This window comes from Nigerium massiliense (assembly GCF_000826085.1).
Classification (GTDB): Bacteria; Actinomycetota; Actinomycetes; order Propionibacteriales; family Propionibacteriaceae; genus Propioniciclava; species Propioniciclava massiliense.
Window position 1 is genome coordinate 815,925 of sequence record NZ_CCYM01000002.1, and the last position, 19,469, is coordinate 835,393.

Genomic DNA, 19,469 nt, shown 5'->3' on the forward strand with positions numbered 1-19,469 from the left:
CATGCCCGGGGGGACGGGGCGCGTCAGCAGGCCGGCGGGACGAGCGCCGGCAGGGTCTCCTCGACGCGTCCGCGCAGGAGCACGGTGGCCAGCTCGTCGTAGGGCGTCGGCTCGGCGTTGAGGATGATCAACTTCGCCCGGTGCCCCACGGCGTAGGGGACGAGCCCGGCGACCGGGAACACGGTCAGCGACGTCCCGATCGCCAGCACCACGTCGGCGGTCTCGGCGAGACGCACGGCGGCGTCCAGGACGTCGGCCACCAGCGGCTCCTCGAACAAGATGACGGTCGCCCGCACGATGCCGCCGCAGCGGGGGCAGCGCGGGTCGTCCTCACCGGCCCGGACCCGCTCGACCATCTCGGTCATGGGACCGGTGGCGCCGCAGTCCTCGCAGCGCCACACCCGGCCGTTGCCGTGCACCTCGTGCACCAGGGCGTCCGCCGACCCGGCCAGCTGGTGCAGGCCGTCGGTGTTCTGGGTGACGATGCCGGCCAGCCGGCCCTGGCGCTCCAGCTCGACCAGCGCCTCGTGCGCCGGGTTCGGGCGGGCGCCCCAGTAGGCGGCGTCGGCGCGGGCCTGCCAGGCCTTGCGGCGGACGTCGTCGTCGCCGAGGTACCACGACAGGGTGGAGATGCGCTCGGCGTCCGGGTCGAGCGTCCAGCGGCCCTGGGGGCCGCGGAAGTCCGCGATGCCGGACGCGGTGGAGATGCCGGCGCCGGTGAGCGCCAGAATGCGGGACGCCCCCGCGACGAGTTCGCGGGCGCGGTGCAGGTCGCTCGATTCGCTCATGCGTCGAGCTTAACCAGCGCGGCCCGCCCTCCGCTGGGGGAGGACGGGCCGCAGGACGCGGGTGACTACTCGGCGTCCAGGTCCTTCTCGATGAGGGCGGCGATCTCGTCGACGGCCTCGGCGTTGTCACTCTCGACGGTGACCTCGGTGCCCTTGCTGGCGCCCAGGGTCATGATCAGCAGCGAGGACCCGGCGTCGACCGGGTCGCCGCCCGCCACGCTGAGGGTGATCTCGTCGTCGTAGTTGCTCGCGGCCTCCGACACGATGGCGGCGGGGCGGGCGTGCAGGCCGACGGACGATCCGACGGTGACGGTCTTGGTGGCCATGGTGTTCTCCTCAGATGGTGATGGACGGTTGGGGTCTGTCGGTCGTTGGGTGCTCCGAACGACGATGTGAGCACTTGTTCCAACGGAGGTTACCGGGCATCGACGGTCTTTGCCTCCGCGCGTGCACGATTATGCCCTGCTTGCTTCAGTGCCAGGACGATCGCCGCCGCGACGAGCATGCCGGCGAGGATCGCGACGATGAAACCGAGCACGTTAGTGATCGCGAAGAACACGAAGATGCCGCCGTGCGGGGCGCGACTGCCGACGCCCAGCGCCATGCACAGCGCGCCCGTGACGGCGCTGCCGGCCATCATGGACGGGATGACGCGCAGCGGGTCGGCCGCGGCGAACGGGATCGCGCCTTCGGAGATGAACGAGGCGCCGAGCAGCCAGGCGGTGCGTCCGTTCTCGACCTCGGCCGGGGTGAACAGCTTCTTGCGGACGGTCGTCGCCAGCGCCAGGGCCAGCGGAGGGACCATGCCGGAGGCCATCACCGCGGCCATGATGTGGAAGGACGCGTCCGTCTGCGCCTGCAGGCCGGTGGTCGCGAACAGGTAGGCCGCCTTGTTGACCGGTCCGCCGAGGTCGAAGCCCATCATCAGCCCGAGCACCGCGCCGAGCACGATCGCCGAGCCGCCCGACATGCCGTTGAGGGTGTTGGTGAGGCCGTCGGTGATGGCGGCGAGCGGGCGTCCGAGCAGCATGTACATCAGCGCGCCGGTCACGAACGTCGCCAGCAGCGGGATGATCACCACCGGCATCAGGCCGGCCAGCCAGCGCGGCACCTTGAACGAGCTGATCCACAGGGCGACGAAGCCGGCGATGAGGCCGGTGACCAGGCCGCCGATGAAGCCCGCACCGAGCGCGACGGAGATGGCGCCGCCCGCGAAGCCGGGGGCGATGCCGGGGCGTCCGGCCAGAGAGTAGGCGATGTAACCCGAGAGGGCGGGAACCAGGAAGGTGAACGCCGCCCCGCCGATCGCGTTGAGCACGGCGCCGAGGTAGGCGGCGAAGCCGGCCGGCATCGACGTCAGCGAGTTCGTGGCGAGGATGAGCTCGGCGTTGGACTTGTAGGTGGCGCACGTCGCGGGGTCCATCCCGGAGGCCCGGGCCGGCAGGCTCGTGCAGTCCGGGGCCAGGGCGATGCCGTAGCCGCCGAACAGGAACGACAGCGCGATCAGCAGGCCGCCCGCGGCGACGAACGGGATCATGTACGAGACGCCGGTCATCAGCGCCTGCTGGATGCGCTTGCCCCAGCCGAGCTGGGCACCCTCGGCCTCGGCGTTCGCCTCGGCGGCGCCGCCCTGGACGCGGCGGGCGTTCGGGTTCTTCGCCGCGGCGAGCGCCTCGTCCAGCATGACGTCCGGCTCGTTGATGGCCCGCTTCACGCCCGACTCGATCACCGGCAGGCCGGCGAACCGCTCCCGCTCCTTCACGCCCACGTCCGTGGCGAAGATGACCGCCGCGGCGTCCTTGATGACGTCGGCGGGCAGCGGCTCGACCGCGCCCGAACCCTGGGTCTCGATGCGGACGTCCAGCCCGCGCTCCTTGCCGGCGTTCACCAGCGAGTCGGCCGCCATGTAGGTATGCGCGATGCCGGTGGGGCAGGCGGTGACGCCGACGATCAGGTTGTTCTCCCCGGACGCCGCCGGCGCCCCCGCTCCTTCCTTGGCCGGGGCGGGGGCCTTGGCTGGGGCGGCGGAGCCCGTGGCCGACGCGTCCGCGGCGGTCGCCCCCGTCGCGACGGCACCGGTGGTCGCGGCAGCGGCGGCCGGCTTGTCCGCGGCGGGCTTCGGGGCCAGCACCTCGTCGACGAGCGCGACGATCTCCTCCCGGCTGGTCGCCGAGCGCAGGGACGCCAGGAAGTCCTTGCGGACGAGCGCCCGGGCGAGCTGAGTCAGCAGCTTGAGGTGGTCGGCGTCCCCGTCGGCCGCGGCCGCGATCAGGAAGACCAGGTCGGCGGGGCCGTCCTTCGCGCCGAAGTCGACGGTGGGGTCGAGGCGGGCGAAGGCCAGCGAGGCCTGACTGACCGCGGCGGAGCGGCAGTGCGGGATCGCGAAGCCCCCGGGCAGGCCGGTCGCCGCCTTTCCCTCACGCTCCATCGCGTCCGCGGCGAGGCCGTCGGCGTCCGCGCGTCCGGCGTCGGCCACCAGTCGCGCGAGCGAGCCGATGACCTCCTCCTTGGTGCGGCCGAGGTCGGCGTCGAGGGCGACGAGGTCTGTCGTCATCAGTTTGTCGGATTGGGTCATGGTGTTCTCCCGTGTGTCGACGGTGATACGGAGGTCAGGGGAGCCGGCGGACGGCGGCGTCGTCGCGGCGCACGTCCTGCGGCGTGGGAAGGGTCGTGCCCGGCAGGCCGGCGGCGGCCGAACCGTAGGCGACGGCGTTGGCGAGGCACTGCCCCGGGTCCTCGCCGCGGACGTCGGCGAGGACGAAGCCGGCCACCGAGGAGTCCCCGGCGCCGACGGTGCTGAGCACGTCCACGGCGGGGGCGGACGCGGCCCAGGCGCCGTCGGCGGTGACGAGGACGGCCCCCGCGCCGCCCAGGGTGACCAGGACGTTCGTGATGCCCCGGGACTGCAGGCTGCGGGCCGCCTCGACGATCTCGGCGACCTCGCCCCGGGCGGCCGCCGCCTCGAACGCCGCGCCGTCGCCGCCCGTGAGCTGGGCGAGCTCGACGCTGTTGGGCTTGAGCAGGTCGAACGATCCGGCGGGCAGCCCGGCGATCACGGCGGCCAGCGGGTCATCGGAGGTGTCGATCGCGATCTTGCAGCCGGTCGGTCGCAGCGCGGTGACCATGCGGGCGTACCAGTCGGTGGGAGCGCCGGGCGGCAGCGACCCGGACAGCACGACCCAGCTGGCATCCCGGGCGTGGTCGGCCAGGGCGGAGGTGGCGCGCCGGACGTCCTGCTCGCTGAGCTGCGGGCCGGGCTCGTTGATCTTGGTGGTGGTGCCGTCGGGCTCGGTGACGGCGGTGTTGGTGCGGGCCCGGTGCGCAGGGGCGTCCCCGGCCGGGCCGGGGTCGACGGCCTCGAGGAGCGGGTCGCCGCCCAGCTCGGCCGTCAGCGCGGCGAGGTACGCCTCGTCGCGGAACGGCAGGACGGTGCGGACGGCCTCGCCGGACGCGGCCAGCACGCGGGCCACGTTGACGCCCTTGCCGGCGGCCTGCTCGAGAACGGCGACGACGCGCATCACCTCGCCGCGCTGGAGCGGGCCGGGGAGGGACACGGTCTTGTCCATGCTCGGGTTGGGGGTGAAGGTCACGATCATGCGAGAACAACCTCGACTTCCTGGTCGGAGAGGGCGGAGCGGTCGTCGGCCGACAGGCCGGTGTCTGTGATGAGGACGTCGATGTCGGACAACTCGGCGAAGCGGACGAGCTGATCGTCGTTCGCCTTGGAGGAGTCGACGAGGGCGATCGACCGGGTGCCGGCGCGCACCATCGCGGTCTTGACGGCGGCCTCGGACGGGTCGGGCGTCGAGAGGCCGTGCCGGGCGCTGAACCCGTTGGCCCCGACGAACGCGATGTCGACGTGCAGCGCGTTGAGGGCCTCGACGGTGACGGCGCCGACGGCGGTCTGGGTGACGCCCCGGACGCGCCCACCGAGCTGGTGGACGGCGTTGATGCCGCGTCCGGCCAGGGTCGCGGCGATGGCGACGGAGTTCGTGACCACCGTGCCCACGACGTCGGGGGTGAGCAGGTCGGCCAGCCGGGCGGTGGTGGTGCCGCCGTCCAGCATGATCGTCACATCCCGGCGCCGGGGGATGGCCCCCAGCGCCACCTGCGCGATGCGCATCTTCGCCTCGCGCTGGGCGTCCTCTCGGTGGATGAGGTCGAGCTCGCCGAGGCGCAGCCGCCCGGACGGGATGGCGCCGCCGTGGACGCGCTCGATGACGCCGGACTGCGCGAGAGCGTCCAAGTCACGGCGGACGGTCTCCGACGTCACGCTGAAACGCTGCGCCAGGTCGGCGACGGCGACGCGGCCGCGCTCCCGGGTGAGCGAGGCGATGGCCTGCTGACGCTCCTCCGCGTACATTCGGTGCCGCCTTTCGCGGGACAACTCAACACAACCCAACATCCAAAATGTTGGCTTACATTGTTTTACACCCGTTTGTGTTGACGGCGCAAGGGTGCTGTGGCAGATTTGAGGCACACCAACCCGACCTGACAGTGGGCCGGCTTCGCAGGGGAGCAGAAGCATGGAGAACATCGACCAGACCGTTCACGGCACCGGCGTGGTGTCGGGATTCGCCTACGCGCCCGCCGGATGGGCACGTCCGAGGCCGGTGCTCCCGCCGCGGCTGCAGGAGCGCCAGGTGCCCGAGGAGCAGCGCGAGGCCGAGGTGGAGCGCTTCAAGGGCGCGACCGCGGTCGTCGCCAACCGGTTCACCGAGCGCGCGTCCGCCGCGACCGGGGTCGCCGCCGAGGTGCTCGGCGCCACCGCCTCGCTGGCCAAGGACCGCGGTTGGTTGCGCGCCGCGCAGAAGCTGATCAACCAGGGATCGACCGCCGAGGCCGCCACCGAGGCCGCGACCGAGCAGTTCGTGCAGATGTTCCAGCAGGTGGGCGGGCTGATGGCCGAGCGCGTCACCGACCTGCGCGACATCTGCGACCGCACCGTCGCGCAGCTGATGGGCGAGCCGGAGCCCGGCGTCCCGCAGCCCACGTCCCCGATCGTCCTGATGGCCGACGACCTGGCGCCTGCCGACACCGCCGGCCTCGATCCCGAGTTCGTCCGCGCGCTGGTGACCCGCCTCGGCGGCCCGACCAGCCACACCGCCATCATCGCCCGCCAGCTCGGCATCCCCTGCGTCGTGGCGGTCAGCGAGTTGGGCAAGATCCCCGAGTCGACGCCCGTGCTGGTCGACGGCACGCTGGGCACCGTCACCGTCGGCGTCGCCGCTGAGGAGGGCCAGCGCCTCGTCGAGTCGGACGCCGCCCGCCGCGAGGCGATCCGCACCTGGCGCGGGCCGGCGCACACCTCGGACGGCGCCGAGGTCGACCTGCTCGCCAACGTCCAGGACGGCCCGGCCGCCGTGAAGGCGTCCCAGTCGCAGGCCGGTGGCATCGGGCTGTTCCGCACCGAGCTGTGCTTCCTGACGGCGCAGACCGAGCCGTCCCTCACCGAGCAGGCCGGCATCTACGCCCAGGTGCTCGGAGCGTTCCCCGGCAAGAAGGTCGTGGTCCGCACCCTGGACGCCGGCTCCGACAAGCCCGTCCCCTTCGCCAACCACGACGAGGAGGAGAACCCGGCGCTCGGCGTGCGGGGCATCCGGCTGGAGAAGTCCAACCCGGGCCTGATCATGCGCCAGCTCGACGCGATCGCCGCGGCGGCCGAGGACGTCGGCAGCCAGACCACCTGGGTCATGGCGCCCATGGTGGCCACGCTGGACGAGGCCCGCGACTTCGCTGCCGCCTGCCGTGAGCGCGACCTCAAGCCGGGCATCATGGTCGAGGTTCCGGCGGTGGCGTTGCTGGCCGACCAGTTCCTCGCCGAGGTCGACTTCTTCTCGATCGGCACGAACGACCTGACCCAGTACACGATGGCGGCCGACCGCATGTCGTCGCCGCTGGCCACGCTCACCGACCCCTGGCAGCCGGCCGTGCTGCGGCTGATCCAGCAGGCGGGTCAGGCGGGCCAGCGGACGGGTAAGCCCGTCGGCGTCTGCGGCGAGGCGGCGGCCGACCCGCTGCTCGCCTGCGTGCTGCTGGGCCTCGGCGTCACGAGCCTGTCCATGGCCACCACCGCGATCCCCGCCGTGGGCGTCCAGGTCGGGTCCGTGTCGATGGAGCAATGCCGCCAGGCCGCCGAGCAGGTGCTCGCCTGCGGCAGCGCCGCGGAGGCCAAGGCGAAGGCCGCGGAACTGCTGACCGCCTGATCGCTCACCTCACGGCGTGAACAGCGCCTCGATCGCGACCAGGACGCCGTCCTCGCCGTTGGCCGGGGCGACGTCGGTGGCCTCGGCCTCGCAGGCGGGGGCGCCGTTGGCCATGGCGAAGCTGCGGCCGCACGCGCGCAGCAGGTCGAGGTCGGCCAGGCCGTCCCCGAAGGCGACGACGCCGGAGGCGTCCAGGCCCCAGGAGGTCAGCAGGGTGGCGAGCGCGGCCGATCGGGTGACCCCGGACGCGACGACCTCCACGCGACCCGGGGTGCTCGAGGACACCTTGGCCCGGCCCACCACCGCGGGCATGAGCGCGGCCATCACCGCGGCCGTCCGCTCGGGCGGGCAGACGCCCACGACCTTCACGACCGGCTCGGGCACGGCACGCAGGTCGGCGACGCTGCGATTCCGCGGGTAGTCGTCCGCCAGCGCGGCCAGCGTGTGCTCGTTGCGCTCCTGCACGTACAGGGCGTGCGGGCTGCTGAGGGCGCCGACGACCTCCGGCGTGCGCTCCAGCGCGGCGAGCGCAGCGGCGACGGCCTCCGGCTTCAGCGCCCGGACGTCCACGAAGCGGCGTCGGTCGACCACCACCGCGCCGGACTCGGCGATGAACGCGAGCTCCTCCGGCCGGTCGAACTGGGCGGCGAGCCATGGGCACTGCTGGTCACCGACGGCGACGAACCGGCAACCGGCCGCGTCCATCGTCGATCGGACGCGCCCGAACCGCTCCCGGTCGTAGCCCCCGGCTGGGCGCAAGAAGGTGCCGACCAGGTCGGTGACGATCGCGGTGGGCGTGCTCATGGGGCTGTCTCCTTCACGCGTGGGCCGGCCTCGACCCTAGCGCCGGCGCGGACGGGAAATAGTTCGGGCAGGCGTATGGTTGAGTTAGTTGAAAGCGCAACAAACTGGAGGAGTTCGAGATGCAGATCGGTGTCATGAGCGTCAGCGACATCACCCGCGACCCGACGACCGGACGTACGCCGACCGAGAACGAGCGCATCCGTGCCGAGGTGGCGGTCGCCAAGAAGGCCGAGGACATCGGCCTCGACGTCTACGCCATCGGCGAGCACCACAACCCGCCGTTCTTCAGCTCGTCGCCGACGACCACGCTGGCCTACATCGCGGCCCAGACCAAGCGGTTGATCCTGTCGACGTCCACGACGCTGATCACCACCAACGACCCGGTGAAGATCGCCGAGGACTACGCGATGCTGCAGCACCTGGCCGACGGCCGCGTCGACCTGACGATGGGACGCGGCAACACCGGCCCGGTCTACCCCTGGTTCGGCAAGGACATCCGCGACGGGCTGAGCCTCGCCATCGAGAACTACGCGCTGCTGCGCCAGTTGTGGGACGAGGAGGTCGTCGACTGGGAGGGCCGGCACCGCACGCCGCTGCACGGCTTCACGTCGACGCCCCGCCCGCTGGAAGGCGTCCCGCCGTTCGTCTGGCACGGCTCGATCCGCACCCCGCAGATCGCCGAGCAGGCCGCGTTCTACGGCGACGGCTTCCTGCACAACAACATCTTCTGGCCGATGGACCACACCAAGCGCATGGTGCAGCTGTACCGGCAGCGCTGGGAGCACCACGGCCACGGCCGCGCCGACACCGCGATTGTCGGGCTGGGCGGGCAGTTCTTCATGCGCCCCAACAGCCAGGACGCCGTGAACGAGTTCCGGCCCTACTTCGACGAGGCCCCGGTCTATGGGCACGGCCCCTCGATGGAGGACTTCACCGAGCAGACGCCGCTGACCGTCGGGTCGCCGCAGCAGGTGCTCGAGCGCACCCTGTCGTTCCGTGACGACATCGGCGACTACCAGCGCCAGCTGTTCCTGATCGACCACGCCGGCCTGCCGCTGAAGACCGTCCTCGAGCAGATGGACCTGCTCGGCGAGATCCTGCCCGAGATGCGCCGCGGCTTCGCCGAGGGACGCCCCGAGCACGTCCCGGACGCCCCGACGCACGCCAGCCGCGTGCTGGTCGCCCGCGCCGAGGGCCGCATCCCGGCCGAGCACGCGGCGTCCGCCGACGACGTGACCGGCCAGTCCCCCTACGCCACGGAAGGAAGCAACCGATGAGCCACATCGCCGTCGTCACCGCCGGCACGAGCAACCCGTCCTCGACCCAGCTGCTGGGCGAGCGGCTGGGGGAGGCCGTCACCACCGCCTTGGGCGAGCCGGTCGAGCTGCGCTCCGTCGAGATCCGCACCCTGGCGGCCGACCTGGTCAACCGTCAACTGACGCATGTGCCCTCGAAGGCGCTCACCGAGGCGTTCGAGACCCTCGCCACCGCCGCGGGCGTGATCGCCGTGACGCCGATCTGGAACGCGTCCTACTCGGGGCTGTTCAAGATGTTCTTCGACTCCCTCGACGAGGGTGTCATGGCTCGTCGCCCCGTGCTGGTGGCGGCCACCGGGGGCACGCAGCGCCACTCGCTGGCCATCGACCACGCGCTGGTGCCGCTGTTCTTCTACCTGAAGGCGACGGTGTCTCCGACGTCGGTGTTCGCCGCGACGGCCGACTGGGGCGACGCGGAGTCGGGCCTGGACACCCGCATCCGTCGCGCCGCGGCCGACTTCGCCGAGCTGGTGCGCGCCCGCCCGGGGCAGGACGCCGCCGACGAGTTCGCGGACTTCGTCGACTTCAGCGAACTCCTTCACCGCTGAGCGCGGGCCGCAGGACGGGCACCCGGGCGCGGACGTCGCCCACGACGTCCAGGTCGATCGCGCTGACCAGCAGGTCTTCCGCCGACGACAGCCGCGCCCGCACCCCGCCGAGCGGGTCGACGCAGGCGCTGCGGCCGATGCCCAGCGGGTCGCTGCCCTGGGGCGTCGTCCACGCCTGGCCGGCCGCGACGAGCCACGCCTGGGCGTCCATCGCCCGGGCGCGCACGAGCAGGTCCCACTGCTCGGCCTTGCCCGGGCCGTCGCCCCAGGACGCCGGGACGCAGATGACCTTGGCGCCGAGGCGTCCCAGCGCGGTGAACTGGTCGGCGAAGCGCAGGTCGTAGCAGGTGGCCAGCCCGAACGTGGTGCCGAAGGCGGTGAACGTCACGTGCTGGTCGCCGGGCGCGACCGTGTCCGATTCCCGCGAACCGAACGCGTCGTACAGGTGGATCTTGTCGTAGGTCGCCTCCATGCCCGCGCCGGTGGCGAGCAGCGTGTTGTACACCCGGCCGTCCTCGGCGGGCGTGAACATCCCGACCACCAGAACCGCCCCGTGCTCGGCGGCGATCGCCCGGACGCCGTCGGCGAACGGTCCGTCCAGTGGCTGCGCGTGCCGGGCCAGCGGCACCCCGAACCGCACCATGCTGGCTTCGGGGAACACGATCACCTGCGCCCCCGCGTCCGCCGCCCGCGCCGCGGCGTCCCCGATGGCCGCGAGGTTCTGCTCCACGTCGTCGGAAGCGCTGATCTGGACGGCGGCGACCCGCAGGTGGGGTGTCAGCACGGTGGTTCCTCCTGTATACCTAAAGGATGGTGCGAGAGTCTGGACGGGACAGAGCCTACGGTTTTCTTCACCGGGAGTTGCTCTCCAATCCCTCTCTGGTAGGGAGTTTCATCAACGAGACCGAGCTCGCCGAACAGGTGGGCGTCTCGCGTACACCGGTCCGCGAGGCGCTGCTGCTGCTGTCGGCCGAGGGGCTCGTGGAACTCGTGCCGCGCCGCGGTGCCTACGTGCCGGCCCCGACGCCCGACCTGATCCGCCAGACGCTGCAGGCCCGCGCCGTCATCGAGACGTGGGCGGCCCGCGAGGCCCTGCACGGCTTCCGCGTCCCGCTCGAGGCGATGCAGGAACGCGTCGACCGACAGCGGGACCTGCCCGCCGAGACCCCGCCCGCCGACGTCATCACCGTCGACCGGGAGTTCCACCTGCAACTCGTGCTCGCCGGGGAGAACCCGGTGATGAGCCAGATGTACCAGACCATCAGCGCCCGTCACGTCGTGATCGGGGTGGCTGCCATCCAGGGCGACATCACCAGCCGCTCCGACGTGGTCGCCGAGCACCAGGCGATCATCACGGCGATGGCGTCCGGCGACGAGGAGCGCTCGGTGCACGCCGTCCGCTCTCACCTGTTGAAGACGTCCGCCCGCCACGCCCGGGCGATCGTCCTGTCGGAGTCGCTCAACGCCCCTCGGCCGTGAGCGGTTCGTCGAACGCCAGGTCCGCGTCGTCGACGACGGCCCGGCCCATCGCCAGGCCGATCAGCGTCAGCACGCAGGCGCCCGCGATGTACCAGGCGATCGCCATGCTGTTGTCGTTGGCCCAGAACAGGGCGAACATCGTCGGGGCCAGGCCCCCCGCGAAGATGCCCGCGAACGTGTAGGCCAGCGAGCTGCCGGTGTAGCGCAGCCGCGCGTGGAACTGCTCGGCGATGTGGGCCGCCTGCGGGGCGTACATGAACGAGTGCGTCATGAGGCCGGCGATCACGCCGACCATGGCGAGGGGGAACGACCGGCTGCCGTTCAGCATGCTGATGAAGACGAACGACCAGACGCCGCCGGCGACCGTGGCGATCGCGTACAGCAGCCGGCGGTCGATGCGGTCGGACAGCCAGCCGGCGAACGGCATCGTGAACACCTGGATGAAGCCAGCGGTCATCGTGCACATCAGGGCCTGCGTGTTCGTGAGCTTGTTCGGCCCCTGCTGCAACCACGTGATGACGTAGACGGCGAAGAACGCGTAGAGCACGTCGGGGCCGAACCGGGTCAGGATGGCGCCCAGCAAGGCCCGGCCCTGGGTGCGGAACACCTCGGTGACCGGCGCCTTCGACTCCTCGCCCTTCTCGGCGAGCCGCTGGAAGACCGGGGTCTCCTCGAGCCTGCTGCGGATCCACAGACCGAACGCGACGAGCACCAGCGACAGCATGAACGCGGCGCGCCAGCCCCAGTCGACGAAGGCCTGCTGCGGCATCAGGGAGGTCATGACGACCAGCAGCAGGTTGGCCAGGAAGCTGCCCAGCGGGACGCCGGTCTGCGCGGCGGACGCCCACAGCCCCCGGGTGCCCGGGCGGGCGAACTCGCTCGACAGCAGCACCGCGCCGCCCCACTCGCCGCCCACACCGACACCCTGGAGGAACCGGCACAGCACGAGCAGGATCGGCGCGATGACGCCGACCTGGCCATAGGTGGGCAGCAGGCCGATCGCGAACGTGGCGAAGCCGATCAACATCAGCGTCCAGACGAGCACCTTCTTGCGGCCGATGACGTCGCCGAGGCGTCCGAAGAAGATGCCGCCGAGGGGACGCGCGACGTAGCCGGCTCCGTAGGTCATGAACGCGCGGATCGTGTCCACGCGCGGGTCGGAGCCGTCGAAGAACAGCTTGCTGAAGACGGTGCCGGTGACCGCGCCGAACAGGGCGAAGTCGTACCACTCGAGCGCGGTGCCCGAAAGACTCGCGGCGAACGCCTTGTGCAGGTTCCGCCGCTCTTGCCGGGTGTAGCCCGGCGCCGCTGACTGGCTCATGGGACATCCTTACGCCGTGGTGTCATGATGAGGCTGGCTGTATACGCAAAGCGCTGCGCGGTCGCAGCCCTGAAGGGAGTTTGTTGTGTCACATCTTCTGTTCAACGTCGCCGAAGGTCAATCGGTCCGCGTGGAAGTCGAGTATGCACTCAATGGCGGCTACGCGGGACGCGACACCGAGAAGGTGCAGCACCATATCGACGAACTCGCGCGGCTGGGCGTCCCGGGGCCGGAGCGCATCCCCACGATGTACCCGCTGCCGGCGATGCTCGCCGTCCAAGACGACCACGTCCAGGTGGCGCACGGCCAGACGTCCGGCGAGGCCGAGTGGGCGCTGATCGTGCCGGCCGACGCGGCGTCCGCCGACGACTATCTGGTGACGGCCGCGTGCGACCACACCGACCGCGCGCTCGAGGTGCACGGCGTGGCGTGGAGCAAGCAGGCGTCCCCCGATCTGCTGGGCGACGTGGCGTGGCGCTACGGCGACGTCAAGGCGTCCTTCGACGACTTCAGCCTTCGCGCGTGGGTCACCCACGACGGCGTCGACACCCTCATCCAGGACGGGACCCCCGCCGAGCTTCTCAGCGTCGACCACTGGATCGCGCGGCTGGGCGAGGCCGGCCTGCTGCGGCCCGGCACCGTGTTCCTGGGCGGCACGATCGGCATGGTGCCCGAGGTCGACCAGTTCGCGGACGCCTGGCGCGTCGAACTCGCGGACCGCGACGGCAACGTCAGCACGGTGGCCTACACGGTCGAGGTGCTGCCAGAGCCCTGGCAGTGAGGCTCAGGCCTGCTCGTCCAGGTCGACGACGGCGGTTCCCTCCCCGTGGAGCGAGGCCTTCGGCAGCACGAGCACCGGGACCGGCGAGTGCTTGATGATCCGCATCGCGCTCGAGCCCAGGAACAGCTGCTCCAGCGGTCCGGCGTTGCTGGACGCGACGACCAGCATGTCGCCGTGCCTGCGGAACTCGGCTTTGTCGAGCGCCTCGCGCCAGCCGTTCGCGTGCAGGACGCGGTAGCTGGCGACCGCCGGGAGCGAGGGATGGCCGTTGATGGTTCCCGCCAGGGACTTCAGCAGCTTGCCCGCGTGTTCCTGGTACAGGTGGGCGCGTTCCACCTCGCCGAGGCCGCGCCGCCACATCCCCTCTTTCTCGCCGGTGGCGAAGCTGATGAGGTGCAGCTCGGCGCCCGCGTCCGCCGCGAGGACCGCCGCGGCGAGCGCCGCCTCCTCGCTCGGCCGCTCGGGGTCCACGCCGAGGACGACGCGCTCGAGGCGTCCCTCGGGCTGGACGCGGTAGCCGCGCGGCGCGACGGCGATCGGCACCGGCGAGCTCACCATGAGCCGCTGGCTGACGCTGCCGATGGCGAGCTCGCCCCAGCGGCTCTGCAGCGAGGAGCCGAGCACGCACATCCGCGCCTCCCGCTCATGCGCCTCGTCGATGAGCGCCTGCGCCACCGACAGCCCCGCGACGACCTCGAAGTCGATCGACAGCTCGTTCTCGCCGGCCAGCGCTGACTTGGCATCGTCCAGGACGTCGCGCGCCATCTCGGTCAGCGCCCCCTGGTACTGGCGATCGACGCCGCGGGCGAGGCCGTCCACCTGCCAGCGGTCGAGGACGACGGTGCAGACGACCATCGACTCGTCCAGGGAGTGCGCCAGCGCCTTGCCCAACTCGAGTGCCTCGCGGCCGCGCTCCTGCGGGCCGTAGCCGACGACGATGCTCATACCAGGTCTCCGTCCGGTTGGTTCGCTGCCTCCTCGGGGTGGAGCTGCAGCCGGGAGTGCTTGATGCCCCACGTGAAGTAGAACACAAGAGCAACCCCGACCCACAGGGCGAAGAACAAGAACGTGATCGACGGCAAGCCGTTGATCACCACGACGCAGGCCAGCACCGACAGGATCGGCGTGAGGGGATAGCCGGGCACCTTGAAGGTGCGGCGCATGTGCGGCCGGGTGTGACGCAGCACGATGACGGCCACCGAGACCACCGCGAACGCGAACAGCGTCCCGATGCTGGTGAGGTCGGCCAGCCCCTCCAGCGGGACGAACCCGGCGAGGACGCTCACCACGACGCAGACGATGATCGTGTTGGGGATCGGCGTCTGGGTCTTGCGGTTGACGCTGCGGAAGACGGACGGCAGGACGCCGTCCATGCCCATCGTGAACAGGATGCGGGTCTGGCCGTACAGCGTGACGAGCGTCACGGAGAAGATCGAGATCACCGCCCCGGCCGCGAGGACGGTGCCGGGCCACTGCTGGCCGGTGACGTTCTGCAGGATCTGGGCGAGCCCGGCCTCCTGGCCGGCGAACTCCTGCCACGGCTGCGCGGCGACGGCCACCAGGGCCACCGCGACGTAGATCGTCGTCACGATCAGCAGGGCCAGGACGATCGCCTTGGGCATCGTGCGGGTGGGGTCCTTGACCTCCTCGCCGGCGGTGGACACGGCGTCCAGGCCGATGAAGCTGAAGAAGATGCCGCCCGTCGCGGCCCAGACCCCCGCCGCGCCGAACGGGGCGAAGTCGGCCAGGTTGTTCGTGTTCCAGCCGGTGACGCCGATCGCGATGAACATCACCAGGACGCCGATCTTGATGATGACCATGACGGCATTCACCATCGCGGATTCACTGGAGCCGCGGATCAGCAGGATTCCGCACAGCATCACCAAGATCACGGCCGGGAGGTTCACGACGCCGCCCGCGGCGGGGGAGAACGAGACCACGTCGGGCAGGCTCCAGCCGAACAGGTTCTCCAACAGCTTGTTCAGGTATTCCGACCAGCCGACGGCGACCGCCGCCGAGCAGACGCCGTACTCGAGCAGGAGGCAGGCGGCGACGACGATGGCCGCCCCCTCGCCGAGGGTGGCGTAGGCGTAGGAGTACGACGAACCCGACACGGGAACGGCGCTTGCCAGCTCGGCGTAGCAGAGGGCCGTGAGGCCGGCCAGCACAGCGGCGAAGATGAACGAGAAGACGATCGCGGGCCCGGCCTTGGGGACCTGGGTGGTCAGGACGAAGAAGATGCCGGTGCCGATCGTGCAGCCCACGCCCATCATGGTGAGCTGGAAGAGCCCGATCGAACGCACGAGCCCGGTCTCCTGATCCCCCGCATCAAGTGATTTCACCCGGGTCACCCGCTGCCACAGGGTGGGTTCGGCCTTTTGTCGTGTGTTGGTCATGAAGTGCCTCTGGTCCTTAGGCGTTTGGTCACCTTTGAGTGTCGCTCAACCAGGGGCCATTGTGAATACATGACCGGTTCACCCCGGGCCGCCCTGCCACCTTCCTTGCTTTCTCGACCTGGGTGATTGCGCTTGTCGGGCGCCGGTTCGTCCTCATTTAGCGGGACGCCTTCGGGCGGGGCGCTCCTGTGGGACGTTTGCTATGAATGGTGGGAACCCCCTGCCCGTCACAAAGGAGTCGCCATGACCGAGCCCGCCCACGCCATCTCGGACTACGCCTTCATCGGCGACCGCCGGACGGGGGCACTGATCTGTCCCCACGGCTCGGTCGACTGGCTGTGCCTGCCCGACTTCGACTCCCCGGCCGCGTTCGCCGCGCTGCTCGGCGACGAGACGAACGGGCACTGGCTGATCGGCCCGGACGGGCCGGCGAGCACCACCCGCCGCTACCTGCCCGACTCCCTCGTGCTGGAGACGACGCACACGACGTCCACCGGGAGGGTACGGGTCATCGACTTCATGCCGGCGGGGTCCAACCGCGCGGATCTCGTCCGCCGGGTCGAGGGGGTCGAGGGCCAGGTCACCATGCGGCACGAGTTCGTCGTCCGGGGCTGGTACGGGCTGCGGAAGCCGTGGACGCGCCGCGAGACCGTCGACGGCGAGGACTGCCTCGACGCGCTGACCGGCCCGGACGGGTTCCGGCTGCACGGGCCGTTCCTGCCGGAGGAGAACGACGTCGGCGGGTGCACCTTCGAGGTCCGTGCCGGGGACGTTGCCGACTTCGACCTCGTCTGGTCGCCGTCCCACACCGCGCCGCGCACCACCGTCGAGCCGCAACTCGCCCTCGAGACGACGCTGCGGTTGCACCGGGAGTGGCTGGACTCGTCGGTGTTGGACGTCCCGCACGCGGAGGTCGTCCGTCGCTCCCTGCTGGTGCTGCGGCACCTGACGCACGCGGAGTGGGGCGGCATCGTGGCGGCGCCCACGACGTCCCTGCCCGAGGACATGGTGGGCGAGCGCAATTGGGACTACCGCTTCTGCTGGCTGCGCGACTCCGCCCTGACGCTCGAGGCGCTGATCACGGCGGGCTACCGGCACAAAGCCGAGTCGTGGCGCAACTGGCTGCTGCGGGCGGTGGCGGGCAACCCGCAGCGGATGCAGATCATGTACCGCATCGACGGGGGTCACGACCTGCCCGAGCGCGAGCTCGACCACCTGCCCGGATATGCCGGGTCGCGCCCGGTACGCATCGGCAACGGCGCGGTCGGCCAGCGCCAGACCGACGTGCTCGGCGAGGTGATGGTCGCTCTGGAGCAGGCGCGCCGGGCCGGCCTGGCCGAGGACGCCGACAGCGCAGCCCTGCAGTGCGAGCTCGTGGACGACCTCGCCGACCATTGGCGCGAGCCCGACAACGGCATCTGGGAGATCCGCGGGCCGCTCCACCACTTCACGCACTCCCGCGTCATGGTGTGGGCGGCGTTCGACCGGGCGGTGCGGGCGGTCGAGTCCGGCGACTTCCCCGCGGACCAGCGGGTCGAACGGTGGCGGACGGTGCGCGAGGCGGTGCGCGAGGAGGTCGACGCCAAGGGCGTCCACGAAGAGGGCTACTTCACCCAGCACGACGACACCGACGAGGTGGACGCCTCGCTGCTCCTGCTGCCGTCGGTCGGCTTCTGCGCCTGGGACGATCCCCGCTTCGTCAAGACGGTCGAGATCGTCGAGCGCGACCTGTTACGCGACGGGCTGGTGCTGCGGTACCGGACGACGTCGGGCGTCGACGGGCTGGCGGGCGACGAGCACCCGTTCGTCATGTGCTGCTTCTGGCTCGTCAGCGCCTACGCACACCTGGGCCGACTCGACGAGGCGAACGCCCTGATGGAACGCATGGTGGGCCTGATGGGCGAGCTGCAGCTGATGTCCGAAGAGGTGGACGGCGAGGGCACCTGGTACGGCAACTACCCCCAGGCGTTCTCCCACCTGGGCCTCGTCCGGGCCGCCTTCGACCTGCGCCGGGCACGGCAGGAGGCCTAGCTCAGTTCACCTGGGCGATCACCTTGTCGTAGAGCACCTGGAACCGCTCGGCGCGCTGATGGTAGTAGCCGAAGCGGTCGCGGTGGGGCTGGAAGGTGTCACCGCGGGTGACCTCGGCCCGCTCGACGTCGGGCGCGATCACCTCCAGCGCCATCAGCGCCGTCCCGTGCAGCGTGGAGCGCTTGATCGTGATCGGGATCACCGGCGCCGTCGTGACGTCCGCGACGATCTGCATCAGGCCGGGGATGTCGTTGCTGACCCGCCCGGTGCCGAGGATCTCGTGCGGGCGTCCGGTCACCTGCATCAGCTCGACGAACATGCGGTTGTACGAGAATGCGACCCCCTCGACGGTGCCGCGGTAGAGCTCCAACGGCGTGGTGGCCGCAGAGACGCGCTGGAACACCGCCCGGGCCTGGCCGACCCAGCCGGTGGACCGTTCGCCCGAGAACCAGGGCAGCACGATCGGGGTGCCGGGAACCGGGTCGTCCAGCAGCATCTGCTCGATGACCTCGTGCTCGGGCAGCTGCAGGGTGCTCTCGAGCCAGGTGACGGCGCGTCCGACGTCGTTGAGGGCGCCGCCCAGGATGGAGCGGGTCTCGTCGATGCGATTGCACCACAGCCCACGCGGGATGTCGTCGAGGTCGCCCTCGACGAGCACCCGCATCGCCCCCGAGGTGGCGGCGCTGAGCACCATCTGGCTCGAGTCCATCGTGCCGGTACCGATCGATTGGCTGTGGCCGTCGGAGATGGGGGCGAACCAGACAGCGTCGGCGAGGTTGCCGCCGAAGCCCGACACCCGCTTCTTCGGCGTCAGCGGCTTGCTCGGCGGGGCGATGGGGGAGAGCTGCTCCATGTCGACGCCGACGAGCTTGCACAGCTCCTCGTCCCAGGTGCCCTGGCGGCGGTTGAGCATGCCGGTCCAGGCGGCGGTGGACGTGCCCGCAGCGGTGGTCCCGATGAGCCGCTGCCAGGCGTACTCGCCGAGAGACAGCCAGCGGTCGACGCGGTTGAAGACGTCGGGGTGGCTCTGCTTGAGCCAGAGGAACCTCGGCGGCAGGTAGCCCGTGTGCTGCCGGGTGCCGGTGCGCTGCTGGGTGGCGTCCTCGTCGAGGATGCTGCGCAGGTACGACACCTGCGGCGCGCAACGGCTGTCGGCGTAGGTGTAGCAGGGGGTGATGGCGTGACCCTGGGCGTCCACGCCGACCAGGGAGGACGCGAAGGTGTCGATCGCGACGGCCGCGATGGGCTGGTCGGTGGTGCCGGTGCAATAGTCGATGCACTGGCGGATCTCCTCGGTGACCTGGTCGGCGTTGATCGTGGACGTCCCGTCCTCGAGCGTCGTGAACGCGTGGGCCACCTTGCTGTTGGACTTCTTCAGCGGTAGCCCGCGCGCGTCGTACAGGCCTCCCCGCGTGCCCGTGCTGCCCACGTCCAAGGCCAACACCAGCGGCAAAACGGCGTCTTCGAGGCTCGTCTTGAAGGACATCGTCGGCTCCCTTGCACCTGAGATCAGCTCACGCTACCCCAGCGCCACTCGCTAGGTGCCCAGTCCGCACAACGCCGTGACGCTGCCCGCCCGTTCTGGCGGCTGCGTGGCGGAGGCCGGCGGCCGCGGGGGAGCGATTCCTCGTGCGGGTCGTTGGCGCCCGGGTGAAGGGGGGCAGCGTAGCCCGTCCCTTAACGGCACCGAGGAGCTGCGGCAAAAGTGGCCAGCAACTCCCCAGGCGTTTCTCAGGGTAGGGCCGGTTGCGGCGTCGTGCCTAGCAGGCGCGGCTCGGTTGGGGGGTAAGCCGCCCTCC

At 71.1% G+C, this 19,469-nt stretch carries 17 protein-coding genes; 6 read left to right on the plus strand and 11 right to left on the minus strand.

All coding sequences use genetic code 11. The features are described from left to right. Positions 1–23 precede the first annotated feature (23 nt). The 5 genes from BN1187_RS05195 to BN1187_RS05215 form a co-directional block, all read right to left on the minus strand. Positions 24–788 (minus strand): SIR2 family NAD-dependent protein deacylase, encoded by a 765-nt coding sequence (locus BN1187_RS05195; protein WP_040159316.1) that lies wholly within the window; start codon positions 786–788, stop codon positions 24–26. 65 nt (positions 789–853) lie between these two features. Further along, a complete protein-coding gene (locus BN1187_RS05200; protein WP_040159318.1) occupies positions 854–1,114 on the minus strand; it encodes an HPr family phosphocarrier protein in 261 nt (86 codons plus the stop codon). 89 nt (positions 1,115–1,203) lie between these two features. Beyond that, positions 1,204–3,363 (minus strand): PTS fructose transporter subunit IIABC, encoded by a 2,160-nt coding sequence (locus BN1187_RS05205; protein WP_040159320.1) that lies wholly within the window; start codon positions 3,361–3,363, stop codon positions 1,204–1,206. Positions 3,364–3,397: 34 nt separating this feature from the next. Further along, on the minus strand, positions 3,398–4,384 hold the full coding sequence (locus BN1187_RS05210) for a 1-phosphofructokinase family hexose kinase (protein ID WP_040159322.1): 987 nt from the start codon (positions 4,382–4,384) through the stop codon (positions 3,398–3,400). After that, on the minus strand, positions 4,381–5,151 hold the full coding sequence (locus BN1187_RS05215) for a DeoR/GlpR family DNA-binding transcription regulator (protein WP_040159324.1): 771 nt from the start codon (positions 5,149–5,151) through the stop codon (positions 4,381–4,383). The genes BN1187_RS05210 and BN1187_RS05215 overlap by 4 nt, the downstream gene beginning before the upstream one ends. A 163-nt stretch (positions 5,152–5,314) precedes the next feature. Between BN1187_RS05215 and ptsP the strand changes: the two genes are divergently transcribed. Beyond that, positions 5,315–6,994, plus strand: a complete 1,680-nt coding sequence (ptsP, locus tag BN1187_RS05220) for a phosphoenolpyruvate--protein phosphotransferase (protein WP_040159327.1) — start codon at positions 5,315–5,317, stop codon at positions 6,992–6,994. 9 nt (positions 6,995–7,003) lie between these two features. Here the strand turns inward: ptsP and BN1187_RS05225 are convergent, their stop codons facing one another. Beyond that, positions 7,004–7,798, minus strand: a complete 795-nt coding sequence (locus tag BN1187_RS05225) for an HAD hydrolase family protein (protein ID WP_040159329.1) — start codon at positions 7,796–7,798, stop codon at positions 7,004–7,006. A 119-nt stretch (positions 7,799–7,917) separates the two neighbouring features. On the opposite strand from BN1187_RS05225, the gene BN1187_RS05230 reads away from it, so the two are divergent. Further along, a complete protein-coding gene (locus BN1187_RS05230) occupies positions 7,918–9,075 on the plus strand; it encodes an LLM class flavin-dependent oxidoreductase (RefSeq protein WP_040159331.1) in 1,158 nt (385 codons plus the stop codon). Then, the gene (locus BN1187_RS05235) at positions 9,072–9,662 is read left to right on the plus strand and encodes a CE1759 family FMN reductase (RefSeq protein WP_040159333.1); all 591 of its coding nucleotides are present in this window, start codon (positions 9,072–9,074) and stop codon (positions 9,660–9,662) included. The genes BN1187_RS05230 and BN1187_RS05235 overlap by 4 nt, the downstream gene beginning before the upstream one ends. Here BN1187_RS05235 and BN1187_RS05240 read toward each other — a convergent pair. Further along, positions 9,640–10,446, minus strand: a complete 807-nt coding sequence (locus BN1187_RS05240) for a carbon-nitrogen hydrolase family protein (protein ID WP_235750594.1) — start codon at positions 10,444–10,446, stop codon at positions 9,640–9,642. The genes BN1187_RS05235 and BN1187_RS05240 overlap by 23 nt on opposite strands. Positions 10,447–10,472: 26 nt before the next feature. On the opposite strand from BN1187_RS05240, the gene BN1187_RS05245 reads away from it, so the two are divergent. Continuing rightward, positions 10,473–11,141, plus strand: coding sequence for a GntR family transcriptional regulator (locus BN1187_RS05245; protein ID WP_040159335.1), 669 nt, complete (start codon positions 10,473–10,475; stop codon positions 11,139–11,141). Here the strand turns inward: BN1187_RS05245 and BN1187_RS05250 are convergent. Further along, complete coding sequence (locus BN1187_RS05250; RefSeq protein WP_040159336.1) at positions 11,122–12,462, minus strand: MFS transporter; 1,341 nt, start codon at positions 12,460–12,462, stop codon at positions 11,122–11,124. The genes BN1187_RS05245 and BN1187_RS05250 overlap by 20 nt on opposite strands. A gap of 85 nt (positions 12,463–12,547) precedes the next feature. Here BN1187_RS05250 and BN1187_RS05255 point away from each other — a divergent pair, with 85 nt between their 5' ends. Then, positions 12,548–13,243, plus strand: a complete 696-nt coding sequence (locus BN1187_RS05255) for a DUF2848 family protein (protein WP_040159338.1) — start codon at positions 12,548–12,550, stop codon at positions 13,241–13,243. A 3-nt stretch (positions 13,244–13,246) separates the two neighbouring features. On the opposite strand, the gene BN1187_RS05260 is transcribed toward BN1187_RS05255, so the two are convergent. After that, positions 13,247–14,188: a universal stress protein gene (locus tag BN1187_RS05260; protein WP_040159340.1), complete on the minus strand. Its 942-nt coding sequence runs from the start codon at positions 14,186–14,188 to the stop codon at positions 13,247–13,249. Further along, positions 14,185–15,639, minus strand: coding sequence for an APC family permease (locus tag BN1187_RS05265; RefSeq protein ID WP_040159342.1), 1,455 nt, complete (start codon positions 15,637–15,639; stop codon positions 14,185–14,187). The genes BN1187_RS05260 and BN1187_RS05265 overlap by 4 nt, the downstream gene beginning before the upstream one ends. 243 nt (positions 15,640–15,882) lie before the next feature. Here BN1187_RS05265 and BN1187_RS05270 point away from each other — a divergent pair, with 243 nt between their 5' ends. Further along, on the plus strand, positions 15,883–17,670 hold the full coding sequence (locus BN1187_RS05270) for a glycoside hydrolase family 15 protein (protein WP_040159344.1): 1,788 nt from the start codon (positions 15,883–15,885) through the stop codon (positions 17,668–17,670). A gap of 1 nt (position 17,671) precedes the next feature. On the opposite strand, the gene BN1187_RS05275 is transcribed toward BN1187_RS05270, so the two are convergent. After that, the gene (locus tag BN1187_RS05275) at positions 17,672–19,156 is read right to left on the minus strand and encodes a gluconokinase (RefSeq protein WP_040159346.1); all 1,485 of its coding nucleotides are present in this window, start codon (positions 19,154–19,156) and stop codon (positions 17,672–17,674) included. Between the last annotated feature and the right edge of the window lie 313 nt (positions 19,157–19,469).